At 39.1% G+C, this 13,637-nt stretch carries 13 protein-coding genes, 1 rRNA gene and 1 riboswitch; of the genes, 8 read left to right on the plus strand and 6 right to left on the minus strand.

Going from position 1 to position 13,637, the window contains the following annotated elements:
- Window positions 1–22: 22 nt before the first annotated feature.
- Window positions 23–1,279 carry a D-amino acid dehydrogenase gene (locus tag FTV04_RS13515; protein ID WP_180089949.1) on the minus strand — a complete coding sequence of 419 codons (1,257 nt, stop codon included), beginning with the start codon at window positions 1,277–1,279 and terminating at the stop codon, window positions 23–25.
- 133 nt (window positions 1,280–1,412) lie between these two features.
- Window positions 1,413–1,503, minus strand: a riboswitch (glycine riboswitch).
- Window positions 1,504–1,734: 231 nt separating this feature from the next.
- On the opposite strand from FTV04_RS13515, the gene FTV04_RS13520 reads away from it, so the two are divergent.
- Window positions 1,735–2,508, plus strand: coding sequence for a hypothetical protein (locus FTV04_RS13520; protein ID WP_180089951.1), 774 nt, complete (start codon window positions 1,735–1,737; stop codon window positions 2,506–2,508).
- Between the two features lie 434 nt (window positions 2,509–2,942).
- The gene (locus FTV04_RS16860) at window positions 2,943–3,206 is read left to right on the plus strand and encodes a hypothetical protein (RefSeq protein WP_257221051.1); all 264 of its coding nucleotides are present in this window, start codon (window positions 2,943–2,945) and stop codon (window positions 3,204–3,206) included.
- A gap of 104 nt (window positions 3,207–3,310) precedes the next feature.
- Here the strand turns inward: FTV04_RS16860 and FTV04_RS13530 are convergent, their stop codons facing one another.
- From FTV04_RS13530 to prmB, 3 genes are all read right to left on the minus strand, one after another.
- The gene (locus FTV04_RS13530) at window positions 3,311–3,826 is read right to left on the minus strand and encodes a GNAT family N-acetyltransferase (protein WP_180089953.1); all 516 of its coding nucleotides are present in this window, start codon (window positions 3,824–3,826) and stop codon (window positions 3,311–3,313) included.
- Between the two features lie 411 nt (window positions 3,827–4,237).
- Window positions 4,238–5,332, minus strand: coding sequence for a chorismate synthase (aroC, locus tag FTV04_RS13535; protein WP_168378684.1), 1,095 nt, complete (start codon window positions 5,330–5,332; stop codon window positions 4,238–4,240).
- Window positions 5,333–5,345: 13 nt separating this feature from the next.
- Window positions 5,346–6,356 (minus strand): 50S ribosomal protein L3 N(5)-glutamine methyltransferase, encoded by a 1,011-nt coding sequence (prmB, locus tag FTV04_RS13540; RefSeq protein WP_078193871.1) that lies wholly within the window; start codon window positions 6,354–6,356, stop codon window positions 5,346–5,348.
- A 311-nt stretch (window positions 6,357–6,667) separates the two neighbouring features.
- Here prmB and FTV04_RS13545 point away from each other — a divergent pair, with 311 nt between their 5' ends.
- The 6 genes from FTV04_RS13545 to FTV04_RS13570 all read left to right on the plus strand — a co-directional run bounded on the left by FTV04_RS13545 (window position 6,668) and on the right by FTV04_RS13570 (window position 12,755).
- Window positions 6,668–6,973 (plus strand): hypothetical protein, encoded by a 306-nt coding sequence (locus FTV04_RS13545; protein WP_078193872.1) that lies wholly within the window; start codon window positions 6,668–6,670, stop codon window positions 6,971–6,973.
- Window positions 6,974–7,131: 158 nt separating this feature from the next.
- Window positions 7,132–8,505 carry an AarF/ABC1/UbiB kinase family protein gene (locus tag FTV04_RS13550; protein ID WP_180089955.1) on the plus strand — a complete coding sequence of 458 codons (1,374 nt, stop codon included), beginning with the start codon at window positions 7,132–7,134 and terminating at the stop codon, window positions 8,503–8,505.
- Window positions 8,506–8,746: 241 nt separating this feature from the next.
- Window positions 8,747–10,033: an acyl-CoA dehydrogenase family protein gene (locus FTV04_RS13555; RefSeq protein ID WP_180089965.1), complete on the plus strand. Its 1,287-nt coding sequence runs from the start codon at window positions 8,747–8,749 to the stop codon at window positions 10,031–10,033.
- A gap of 29 nt (window positions 10,034–10,062) precedes the next feature.
- Window positions 10,063–11,262, plus strand: a complete 1,200-nt coding sequence (locus FTV04_RS13560) for an acyl-CoA dehydrogenase family protein (protein ID WP_180089957.1) — start codon at window positions 10,063–10,065, stop codon at window positions 11,260–11,262.
- A gap of 88 nt (window positions 11,263–11,350) precedes the next feature.
- A complete protein-coding gene (locus FTV04_RS13565; protein WP_180089959.1) occupies window positions 11,351–11,836 on the plus strand; it encodes a GNAT family N-acetyltransferase in 486 nt (161 codons plus the stop codon).
- A gap of 334 nt (window positions 11,837–12,170) precedes the next feature.
- A complete protein-coding gene (locus FTV04_RS13570; protein ID WP_180089961.1) occupies window positions 12,171–12,755 on the plus strand; it encodes a lytic transglycosylase domain-containing protein in 585 nt (194 codons plus the stop codon).
- Window positions 12,756–12,839: 84 nt separating this feature from the next.
- Here the strand turns inward: FTV04_RS13570 and FTV04_RS13575 are convergent, their stop codons facing one another.
- Complete coding sequence (locus FTV04_RS13575) at window positions 12,840–13,280, minus strand: hypothetical protein (protein ID WP_180009496.1); 441 nt, start codon at window positions 13,278–13,280, stop codon at window positions 12,840–12,842.
- A gap of 252 nt (window positions 13,281–13,532) precedes the next feature.
- Window positions 13,533–13,637: ribosomal RNA gene (gene rrf, locus FTV04_RS13580) — 5S ribosomal RNA — on the minus strand; the annotation flags it as partial.

The following is a 13,637-nucleotide window of genomic DNA, read 5'->3' on the forward strand; positions in this document are numbered from 1 at the left end:
AACATTGAGGCTTTTTTGATGTCTACAATATGTCAGTTAAAATCGGATGTGTTTGCTGCACTTGCTGGCTGATCATTGCAGCTGTTGCCGCAGATAAAGTCCATCCAAGGTGACCATGCCCTGTATTATAGAATATATGATCACGCTTACCTGCATGCACTACAGGCATCATATTGGGCATCATTGGTCGTAAACCCGCCCATGGCACCACATGTTCTGTAGAGAGATTAAAGTTACGATTTGACCAATCAATTAAAGGCTGAATGCGATCGGCACGAATATCTCGGTTATAGCCATTAAACTCTGCCGTACCTGCAACACGGAGTCGATTTGCACCTAAGCGTGAAGTCACAATTTTGGCACTTTCATCCAACAGACTTACCCAAGGCGCATTGGCCTGACTTTGTTCATCATTTAAATTAATGGTGATTGAATATCCTTTGACTGGATAGACATTTACGCGATCACCGAGTTTATGTGCAAGTTCATAACTACCTACGCCACCACAGACCACTACAGCATCTGCCTCAAGTATGCTATCTGCATCAGGATTTTCCATATTTTCATCACTGGCTTTTAATCGAACATTGACACCTTTTGTATGATGCTCAAAGTCAGTCACCTCAAAACCCCACATATATTTCACATCAAAGCGTTCTGTTGCTTTGGCAAGCTGCGTCGTAAATTTATGGATGTCGCCCGTGGCATCCCCTGGGCAATAAAATCCACCATAGTATTCACCTGTCAGACTAGGCTCAATGTCACGGATTTCAGCTAATGTCACAGGATGACGCTCTAAGCCACCCTCACAGAGCATATGATTAACTTGAGTCGCCACCTCATAATCATGTTGATTATGAAAGAAATGTAAAATGCCGCGTTTTTCTAAATCAAACTGTAAGTTTTCATGCTCAGCTATTTCAAATAAACGCTGACGTGCCATCAAGGCGAGACGGACGGTCTCGTGAGTATTTTCACGGTAATCTTTAATATGCCCCATAAACTCAAAGAGCCATGAATATTTGTGTAGATTAAAACTTGGATTTAATAATAATGGCGCGGTTTTTTGTGACATCCATTTAATGCCTTTCACCACCGTTGCTTTTTGGTTCCAGACTTCAGCATTACACGCTGATAATTGTCCACCATTGGCAAACGACGTTTCCATCGCAGGATAAAGATGTTTATCGACCACAGTGACACGATAACCGAGTAATCCGAGTTCGTAAGCTGTCGTTACCCCAGTAATACCTGCACCAATCACAACAATATGACACATATAGGCTCCTTGGAAATTATATTTCCTATGTTCGCCCCATCTGTCATTGTTACCTGAGAGCTTTGGTTCCTTGCGAAGCAATGTGAACCTTCCCCTTCGGTGAGTAGGTCTAGCCTACTTCTCTCCAGATTTTTATATGATTACAGTCCTTTTGCCTGAGAGTTTCCTGGGGGAACTTGCTCCTTCGGCGAGCACGATCTGTGCTTCTCTCCTGCAATCATCCATTCGTTTTTTTATTCGGCATTCATCTTGGTATTGCCTTAGTTAGATATGAGCAATATTTGTACCAAATCTCAAGTCCTATTTGGGTCAATATTGTTAAATAATATTTTTATATCGATTTAAGTTATTAGGTTATAAATTTAAAATCAATTTTTTTATACCTAAATACTTCATCTTTAAAATAAAGGTTTAAAATACTGAATGAAATTTATATCTAGAAAGATTGAAGTTTTATGTCGGATTCTACCCTTTTCTCTTGCTTTGCATCTGTGATCAAAACACATTCTATTGAAGAATTAACTCAAAGTGATTTACTCCGTCTTAAAACTCTGGGAACTATTCAAAGCTTTTATGCACCATTCGAGGCCATAAATCATGATACAAAAGTGGTCATCGTCGGCATCTGCCCAGGCCAACAACAATGGCGTAATGCATTAATTGCAGCGAAGGACGGCGTAGAGCAGCAATTATCTGAGGAAAACATACTTAAACTTGCCAAGAATAGTGGTGCTTTTAGTGGTCCTATTCGTAAAAATTTAACTCAACTGCTAGATCATATTGGATTACAGAATCAATTAGGCATACAGACCACTGCAGAGCTATTTAGCAATCATCAAGATATGGTGCAAATGTGTTCGGTTTTACAGCAATGTATTTTGGTCAATGGAAAAAATTATGCAGGCTCAACGCCCGCAATGTTGAAAAATGAATTATTAAAACAACATATTGATGATTATTTTATTCCTATGATTCAACAGCTTCCGAACGCAATTTATATTCCGCTAGGCAAAGGTGTAGATGAGGTTTTAAATTATGTAAGCAGCTTAGGCTATTTAAAAGATCAGCAGATTTTAGCAGGACTTCCCCATCCATCGGGTGCGAATGCTGAACGGATCAAATATTTTTTAGGCGAAAAACCACGTGACCAATTGTCTCGACAAACCAATCCCGAGCAGATTGATAGCGCAAAATCACAGATCTTACTTAAGTTATCTAAATTTCAATGAAATAAGATTTACATCACTTAATAATATTTTTTATTTGAATATCGACCACTTATATCAAAGCAGTGCTCAAACAAAACTAGAAAAGTGTGATGTATTTTACTTTTTTGTTTTTTCTGTGTGAATATGCGCCAAAATAAATATTGCTTATAAAAATAACGCTAACATGGAAAAACACATGAAAAATTATTTAGTTCTAGGATTTACACTCCTACTACTCACAGGTTGTATTACCGTACCTAAAAATAAACCTGAAACAAGAACCTTGAAGCTAAAAGGTGTGAATACCGTTGAAAACAGTAACGTAATCCAACGAACCATTACTCGAGGTCAATTACTGTACTGGACAAAAATGTCCTGAACTTGCAATTGATTAGCAAAAGAATAAAGGTGAGTATGCACTTTCACTGCATTCTTATGATCAACAGCAGCTTGATATGAATGAAATATCTTTTGTGATCGACGGCAAAGTATTGTCTTATCCTGCAATAGGTCAAACAAATTATCGTCGCTTAGATAATTCAAATGTGATTGATTCGTCCAATACCATCATGGTTCCAGATACTGTACTTAAACAATTCCGTGACGCAAAAAATATTGCTGTGATTATGAATACCAACCAAGGTGAAATCGCACACTATATGTTAAAAAACCAAAAATCTTCAGATGCCTATCGACTATTTTTACGTGCTTACTCTTAAACCCAAATAGTCTAAAATAAAAATCCCAAAAGTTAGTGTATGTTTTCTTTTGGGATTTTTTATTCATTTCGCTTTATTAATTGATCAAATGCATCACATGGTCTTTATTTTATTCGTTTAATTAATTGCTTAATTGTGAGTTCACAAATCGGTTGACCTACCTCTAGATGAAGAGGATAGGCTTGATTTTCATCTGTTAGCTTATAGCCACGTCGTTGATAATATTTTATTAATTCTAAACGCTGATCAATCACATACAAGACAAATTCTTCAACATTGGGTTCAATCAACGTCGCTTGCTGTTCTGCAAATTGCAATAATTTTTTTCCTAAGCCCTGAGTTTGCTCATCTGGATGAATTGCAAAATGACCAATTTCACAGCTCATCCCCTGTATTTGAATACCAATACACCCCATGATCTGTGTATTTTCCGATTCCATCACATATAGATGAAAATCTTTTTTTTGTAAAAGTTGGCTGAGTTGAGACACATTTATTCGATTTCCTCGAACGATATGATGTTCCGTGGTCCAACTCTTGGGATGATTCTCCCGATAGGCTTTATTCATTAAGCTTTCAAGCTGCTGAATATCACCAAGTAAAGCATGTCTTATATTCATATTTTTTAGCTATTTATTTTCATAGGCTTATTTTACTGAAATAAAAAAGCCAGACAATTGTCTGGCTTTTTTTATGCAATTTGCTCATCAGTGTAGCTCGCTAGCGCTATTCACCAACCGCATCGGAACAAAAAGCAGTGCTTTGTTATTTATCCTCTGTGACTCGCTAACGTTACTCACCAAATCGCGTTCGGAACAAAGCAGCGCTTTGTTATTTATCCACTGTGACTTGCTAAAGCTATTCACTAACCGCGTTCGAAACAAAGCAACGCTTTGTTATTTATCCACTGTGACTCGCTAACGCTACTCACCAACCGCGTTCGGAACAAAGCAGCGCTTTGTTATTTATCCACTGTGACTCGCTAACGCTACTCACCAACCGCGTTCGAAACAAAGCAGCGCTTTGTTTCCTCACTTGGGTTCAATTGGGGCAAATGGTGCAACAACGTCTGCATTTTGTGCACGGTTACGCATGAAGTGATCCATGAGCACAATTGCCAACATCGCCTCTGCAATTGGTGTTGCACGAACACCAACACAAGGATCATGGCGACCTTTGGTCAACACATCAGTATCTTCACGATTAATCGTAATGGTTTTACCCGGCGTAGTAATGGAAGCTGTTGGTTTCAAGGCGATCGCAACACGAATATCCTGACCACTCGAAATACCACCCAAGATGCCCCCAGCATGGTTTGCCAAGAAACCATCCGTAGTTAACTCATCACGGGTTTCATGACCAAACTGCTCAGCAACGCCAAAGCCATCACCAATTTCCACACCTTTTACAGCATTAATGGACATCATGGCATGTGCAATATCTGCATCTAAACGATCAAATACAGGCTCGCCCCAACCGACTGGCACTTGCGTCGCAATAATTTCCAGTTTGGCGCCACAGCTCGTTCCTTGTTCACGAAGTGACGTTACGAGAGCTTCGAAACGTGGGACGGCATCTGCATCACCACAGAAAAATGGGTTATTCGGAACTTCATTCCAGTCCAATTTCTCTGCTTTTTCGGTACCAATTTGGGTTACATGACCACGAATTTCTATGCCGAATTTCTCAAACAAGAATTTTTTAGCAATCGCACCCGCAGCAACACGCATCGCAGTTTCACGAGCACTCGAGCGACCACCACCACGATAATCACGGAAACCATACTTATGTGTATAAGTATAGTCTGCATGACCCGGACGGAAGGTTTGCGCGATGTTGCCATAATCTTTTGATTTTTGATCTGTGTTACGGATCAATAGACCAATCGATGTACCGGTCGTTTTGCCTTCAAATACGCCTGAAATAATTTCAACTTCATCGGGTTCTTTACGCTGAGTTGCAAACTTAGATGTGCCCGGCTTACGACGATCCAGATCCTTTTGCAAATCGGCTTCAGTCAGTTCAATACCCGGTGGAACCCCATCCACAATGGCCATCAAACCAACGCCATGAGATTCACCACAAGTCGTTACACGGAAGAGTTGCCCTATACTATTACCTGCCATGTCAAACGACTCCTTATGCTTGAACAGATTGAATGAATAAATCTCGGTATTCGCGGCATTGAGCAGCAGTCAATGCAAAGATACCTGTACCGCCTTTTTGGAACTGTAACCAGTAAAAATCAACGGTATTGAAGTTTTGACGCATTGCCCATTCAGAGTTACCCACTTCGATCACAATTAAGCCGTCTTCTGTCAGGTAATCTGCAGCTTGTGCCAACATTTTACGCACAAGATCCAAACCATCTTGACCCGCAGCAAGCGCCATTTCAGGTTCATGGTGGAATTCTTCTGGTAAATCTGCCATGTCTTCAGCATCCACATATGGCGGATTCGACACGATCAAATCATATTGATTTTCTGCTGGAATTTTGGCGAATAAATCAGACTCGAGTAATGCCACTTGATATTGTTTATTGTGGTGTTCACAGTTAATTTGCGCCACTTCAAGTGCATCTTTAGACAAATCTGTTGCATCAACTTCAGCGTCTGGGAATGCATAAGCTAAGGCAATCGCGATACAACCCGAACCCGTACACATATCTAAAATGCGCTGAGGAGTTTTTGGATTGGCATTTTCAGGTAGATTATTAACCGCAGCACCCATTTCGCCATTTTCACCTAAGCAATACGGCGCAAAACGGTTTTCAATCAATTCTGCAATTGGAGAACGTGGAATCAGTACACGTTCATCGACATAAAATGGCTTACCAAAGAAATATGACAAGTTTAGTAAATAAGACGTCGGCACTTTTTCATTAATACGACGTTCTAACAATGCTAAAAATTCTGCAACTTCACTTGGCAATAATTTTGCATCTAAGATTTCTGCATCTGCATTCCAATCTAAAGATAACGTTTGTAAAACCAATGCTGAGCTTTCAGCAAAATAGTCTTCTGTACCTTGTCCTAAGTGGGCATCATATTGACGTAAAGCTGTTACCCCAAAGCGGATATAATCACGAATTGTAGATAGGTTTTCAGCTGCTTCCTGTAAATGTTCAGGGCTAATAGTCGGTCGATCCACTTAAGGCGTCTCCAGTTCATAATTTTTTAAACGCCCTATGATACCTTGTTTTAATGCTATTTATAATAAAAATACGGCATTATTCACCGCTTGAAAGCATTTCATAACCGTATATATGAGGTCTGATACATTCGCTGAAATGAAATGTGTAATTTAGGCTTTTCTTCAGCATGCTATAAAACCTAATAGATAAAAATTACGAATAAAAACCAATTCAAGCTCAATTGTTTAGCAATTTGTACTTGATCCTAAGCTTTAATTTCTTAAAATCATCCCCATACAAACAGTTAAATTTTAAATGCGGGGCTCCAATGAGCTATAAGCACAATAACCTCATGGCTATGCGTCAAAGCTATTGGGAAGACACTCAGTCTTTAAACGTGCAAAATGAAAAGGCATTTTTTCAGCAACTACTGATCGAACATCAAGTTTTCCCTGATCCGAGTTTAGAAAACGCTCGTACCCTATTTTTTAGCTTACCGAGCATTATTATTGTCAAAGGTTATGCTGCCGGATTTAAAGACGAATCTGTCCAACACCTTATTCATCAACATATTGAAGAACATAAAGCGGCATTGATGCAAAACGATACGGTAAAAATCAAATATCGTTTATAGTTTTCTTTTCCAATGTGCCTGTCTACGTGGCATCTTGCTTAAGTTTGCAAATGCTTACTGCATATTCAGTAAGTTGAACTATTTTAATACGTTAAGAAACGTTAAAATTAGCTACAATGTATTTTTCTGCGAATTGCTGATTAAAGGATTTAATTTACATGTCAGATCAGAACGATAAGCTCAAACACTTGAAAACGTCTTCTATGGATCGACGCTTATCTATCGCAAAGGCATCGCTACTTGCGGGAACTCGTTGGGCAGCATCAAACGCCACTTCTATTTTTTCGAGTGAAGAAGAAAAAGAGAAAAAGCGTAAAAAAGCCATGAAAGATCAGGCTGAATATCTCGTCGCAGAAATTGGTAAATTAAAAGGTTCAATTGTAAAAATTGGGCAAATGATGGCGTTGTATGGTGAACATTTTCTGCCTGAAGAAATCACCCAAGCCCTCAACACGCTGAACAATCAAACAGTTGCATTGGCATGGCCAGCCATCAAAGTCCAATTACAAAATCAACTTGGCTCAAAGCTTGATGATCTCGTGATTGATCATGAGCCACTTGGCACAGCATCTCTGGCACAGGTTCACCGTGCAAAACGCAAATCTGATGGTTTAGAACTGGTTTTAAAAATCCAGTATCCGGGTGTGGCAGATGCAATCGATTCGGATATGAATCTATTCAAAAACATGCTCAAACTGACACGAATGGTTCCTCAAACGCGTGAATTTGATCAGTGGTTTGATGAAGTTCGTGAAATGATGCATCGTGAAGTAAATTATAAAATCGAAGCAGATACCACTCGCCGTTTTGCTGCACGCTTAAAAGAAGACCCGCGCTATATCGTGCCGCAAATCATTGATGGTTATTCAACACCTCAAGTGCTGTGTATGACTTTTGAACGTGGTGTACCGATTAACAGCCCAGTAATGCTGTCACTTCCTCAAGAGCGTCGCAATGCCTTAGGTGAAGCATCACTTGAGATTGCCGTACGTGAAATTTTTGAATGGGGTGAAATGCAAACCGACCCTAACTTCGGAAACTATTTGGTGCGTTTGGGCAATGGTGCGGATGTACCAGATAAAATCGTACTCCTCGACTTTGGTGCAATCCGTCAGTTCGATGAGCATCTATTAGGCGTTGCACGTAATTTGATTACCGCGGGTTATCACCATAGCGCTGAGCAAATGGTCAAAGCGATGACAGGTTATGAGTTCTTTGATGGTATTCCACAAAGTATTAAACCCGATATGGCCAAAGTCTTTCTGTTAGCAACAGAGGCATTTAGTAGCACTGAAAATAACCCAAACATCCCTGCTGGTGTTATGGACGAACAACAACGCTATGACTGGAAAAAAAGCCAATTACATAGCCGTGTAATGCAACAAGCTTCAAAATCGATGGCATCTCGCTACTTCTCAGTTCCACCTAAAGAGTTTATGTTTATCAGCCGTAAATTTATCGGTGCATATACCTTTATGACCGTCATTGAAGCGAAAACCAATGTTCGTCGTATGATTCAAAAATATCAATAATCACTCAATGCACACTTCAAGACTTGGCTGACTCAAATGTCAGCCAAGTCAATTTTAAAATAAAAATCCTTTTAAGCCTTTTTACTTTTCTATTCTTAATTAATTATTTAGCTATCAAATCCCACCTAATCTCGCCGTTTATCTTTGACAATCATGCATGTCATTTATGACATGGTTTTTCTATCTTTGGCATGTCAGCATTAAATAAGAACAACGCAAATGGAAAACAACAATGACCAATATGGTAAACAAGGCACAAGGATTTGGACTCTCACTTTTAACTAAAATTGCCGGAAGTGATGTACTCGATCAGTTTAAACTGCGCAAATTTGTTGAAAAATCTTTGTATCAGAGCTCAAAAGCTGGTTTTAAAACCTTGAGCCAAACGCAAAAAGTATTTCAGACCAACAAAGATGTGCATAAGCAACGTTTGCCTAATCAACAAAAATCATTATTTGATTTAAACCTGACTGAAGAACAACAAATGACTGCTGATGCGATGCAGCAGTTTGCCACAGAAGTCTTGTATCCACTTGCTCATCAAGCCGATCAAGAGGAAAGATTTCCTGAAGCGTTATGGCAACATATCCAAGATCTAGGTCTAAATTATTATGCCTTACCTGAAGATTTGGGTGGCGTCGCGGCAGAAACAAATATCATTAGCAATATCTTAATTGCTGAACAATTGGCTGAAGGTGACTTTAGTTTAACAGCAGGTTTACTGTCGACATTTAGCTGTATCAATGCCATCACCCAATGGGGTTCCGAATCTGTTCAAGCAACCTACTTAGCGGCATTTGCAGATGATTCAGCCCTACGTGCAAGCTTTGCAGTTCAAGAGGCAACGGCGGCATTTAATCCCTATCAACTTAAAACTCAGGCAATTGCTGACGGCCAGCAGTATAAAATCAGTGGGGAGAAAACCTTAGTCCTTTTAGGTGAACAGGCAGATGTGCTCTTGGTGAGTGCCATGCTGAATGGGCAGCCTGAAGTTTTTATTGTGCAACGTGACCAGAGCATTAGCGCTAAAAAAACACCAGCTATGGGTTTAAAAGCCACTGAAACGGTAACTTTAAAATTTGATCAGACCCCTGCCCAACGCTTAGGCGATCAAGATTTCAATTATACCTCATTTATCGATCTTGGCAATTTAATGTGGTGTGCCATGGCTGTTGGTACCGCAACTGCAGTCAAAAAATATTGCATTCAATATGCAAACGAACGTACAGCTTTTGGAGAGCCAATTTCACATCGTCAAAGTGTGGCTTTTATGATTGCAGATATGGCAATCGAAATTGATGCCATGCATATGCTCATCCTCAATGCAGCAAGCCTAGCCGAAGCCGGCAAGCCTTTTCATCGTGAAGCCTATTTAGCTCGCGTGCTATGTGCTGAAAAGTCAATGAAAATTGGGACTGATGGCGTGCAAATATTAGGTGGTCACGGCTTTACCAAAGAACATCCCGTAGAACGTTGGTATCGAGACTTACGTGCCACAGCGATTCTTCAATCTGGCTTACATGCATAATTCAGCAAAATAAAAACAAGGAAATGTCCATGAACTTACAAAATCCGAAAAAATTTAAATTGCTGATCGACCAAGCCCATGAAGTCGCTTTAAATGTTCTACGCCCTATTTCACGTAAATATGACAAAGCCGAACACGCCTATCCAAAAGAATTAGACATGTTATCTTCCCTCGTTGACGGTATGAATGATGGCGGTGATGGCATGAATGCAGGTGCCGCCGTCAATAAACGTGGCGACACAGACACTGGTAATAAAAACGGTGTCAATATGTCAACAGCCCTCAGTATCATCGAAATGTGCTATGGAGATACAGGCCTGTTACTCAGTATGCCTCGCCAAGGGCTTGGAAACTCGGCTATTGCAGCAGTAGCCAATGATGAGCAACTAGAACGCTTAAAAGGAAATTGGGCCGCTATGGCCATTACAGAACCAAATTGCGGCTCTGATTCTGCAGCTATTCGGACAACAGCGACGAAAGATGGTGATGAATACATCCTCAATGGTGAAAAAATCTTTGTCACCTCAGGCGAACGTGCTGATTCAGTAGTTGTTTGGGCAACGCTAGATAAAAAATTAGGCCGTGCAGCGATTAAATCCTTTGTTGTTGAAAAAGGTACGCCGGGCATGACTGTAGAACGCCTAGAACATAAATTAGGTATTAAAGCCTCTGATACTGCTGCCATTAGTTTTGTAGATTGTCGTGTCCCTGCTGCAAACTTATTAGGCAATGCTGAAATTGATGTAGCAAAGGGTTTTGCTGGGGTTATGGAAACTTTTGATAATACTCGCCCACTCGTTGCCGCGATGGCTATTGGCTGTGCCAAGGCATCTTTAGAGCGAATTAAAGAAATCTTTAAAGATGAATTAGATGAGCAGTATTCAACACCGATCTTACAAAGCTCGAATATTGCTGCACAAATATATCGAATGGAAGCAGACTGGGAAGCAGCACGTCTCCTCATGCTCAAAGCCGCATGGATGGCCGACAACAAAAAACCAAACTCACGTGAAGCATCCATCGCTAAAGCAAAAGCAGGCCGTGTAGGTAATGAAATCACGTTAAAGTGTGTAGAACTCGCAGCGGCTGTCGGCTATAGCGAAGATGAATTATTAGAAAAATGGGCACGTGATTCAAAAATCCTCGATATATTTGAAGGCACACAGCAAATTCAACAATTAATCGTTGCACGTCGTGAACTGGGTAAAAGTTCAAGCGAATTAAAGTAATTTTTTGCTTGAGTAATTTTAAACTTAGAGATGGATTTTTTTATAGGATCAGTCTATAAACAATCCATCTTTTTGTTTTTCGATGATTATGTTTCAGATCCGACCACTTCAACTTGAAGACAATGTAAGCATTGCCAATGTCATTCGCACAGTTTCCAAAGAATTTGGATTAGCGCCAGAGTCAGGATTTGCTGTTGCAGATCCAATTTTAGATGATTTATATCACGTTTATGCACAAGCAAATGCACAATATTGGGTTATTGAAAATCCACACGGTACAATTTTAGGTGGTGGCGGCCTTTCTCCTTTAGCTGGAGACTCAAGCATTTTAGAAATCCAAAAAATGTATTTTATGCCTGAATTACGTGGTCATGGCTTAGCCAAAGATATTTTAGAACTTTGTTTTCAATTCGCCAAAGATCATAATTTTAAAGCGTGTTATTTAGAAACTACACATACACTTGGACAAGCGGTAAAACTCTATGAAAAAGTAGGATTTCAACATTTACAAGCTCCCAAGGGCAATACAGGTCATAGCCAAGCATGCGAAATTTGGATGCTTAAAACGCTTTAAACTCAGATTCCACTAATACCTCTGAAAAGAGTTATAGCTTTTCCAAATAGGGATATTTAATGAGTGGATATTCTAGTTTTTTATAACTAAAGTTCTCGGGATTTGAATGCCCCACAATCTTAAGTAAGAATGTAAAGAGAGAAATACTGACTCAATTAACACGATCTGTTTTTCTCTCTTCACTTAAAAAATCATGTAATTTGAGTACATTTCCATCAATTCTTACAATTTCACTGTACAGAGCATCTTAAGAAAATATTGACCTCTAAGTCTCCAGTTCATAATATCGCTTTAGAAATTACACTTAGCCATGATTATTTTAAAGTGAATATAAATGCAGAATGTACTGAATAAAACTCGCCTTTCAACTCGTCTTTCGTCGCTCCTAAACGCTCACAACTTAAAGTTTTCAACTGTTATTATATCTGTAACCCTGATTTCTGGATGTTCATCACTAGGTGGTGGCTCTGTAGAAAAACGTGCAGTTAAACTTTCATCAGGGATCCAAAAGGCCTATTCAGTCAATCCTGAAACTGCAAATCGAGTGTCACCCTACATTGTGCAAACTGCCGATCAATACAACTTAGATCCTTTACTACTGGCTGCCGTTATTCGCCAAGAATCAACTTTCCGCCCTTATGTCAGTTCTCCTGCAGGTGCAGTCGGTTTAACTCAGGTGATGCCACGTTATTGGCAAGCAACATGCCCTGGGGATTTATATGACGAATTAACCAATATTAATTGTGGGTCATTTATTTTAACTAAATATAAAAATGCGGCAGGTAGTATTCCAAAAGCTTTAGCCTACTATAATGTCGGACCTACTGCTTATAACACCAATCGAAAAATGAAAAAACAAGGCAAACGTTATGCAAAACAAGTTAAAGAACATCAAAATAATTTAAAAAGTTCCTTATAATTTCTAAAAATTTAATCTTTTATTTAACCATATAGACCTAACTAAGCTTAAGAGGATAAATTTTGTTAGGTCTAATCTCTTCAATTATTTCATAGATTGACGCATTTTATCTTCATCAAAATATTGCGCAAATGATGCAATACGTTTTTCAACAATTGGATTTTTCATCAGATTTTCAGCTGCACGATTTCCCAATAGTTCAAATGCTTTACCTAGAGCATTTGTTCCTTCATTTTCTGTAACAGCTTTGATTTCAGCATTACAACGTTTAGTAAATAAATCTTGAAATAGAATAGCCATATTTTTATCAATTTTTTGTATCTCAACTGGCGTTACTTTACTATATTTAGAAATTTCTGGATGTGCTGAAAATGCCAAATAAATCCAAGCTGTTAAGTTCTGACTCTCTTTTGCTGAAATTTTATTTACCAAACATTCACTTAGTTTACCCTGATACACACCGGCTGTAGTATTGAAAGAAACAAATGCAAATAAAACTGTAGCTAATAATTTTTTTAAAAACATCTTAAATACCCTATATATTATTAAAGAGACAAACGATTTTATTATATTGATTTATTACACATTTTCATTAGCAAAACATTTTAAATGATATAAAAGAGTTCTAGACGAGTTTATTGTTGATCGGCCTTATTCTTTTTAAATATCTATCATTTCCCTGTTTTTTCTTCTGCTTTTCTTATTATTTTTTTCTTCCCTTTTCATCACGCATAAAAAAACACCCCCTGCACTAGTCAGGGGGTGTTTCGAATAATGAGCTGGCGATGACTTACTCTCACATGGGTAACCCCACACTACCATCAGCGCTAAGAGGTTTCACTTCTGAGTTCGGGAAGGGATCAGGTGGTTCACTCTTGCTAT

It is taken from the genome of Acinetobacter sp. YH12219 (assembly GCF_013417875.1).
In the GTDB taxonomy this organism is placed as follows: Bacteria; Pseudomonadota; Gammaproteobacteria; order Pseudomonadales; family Moraxellaceae; genus Acinetobacter; species Acinetobacter amyesii.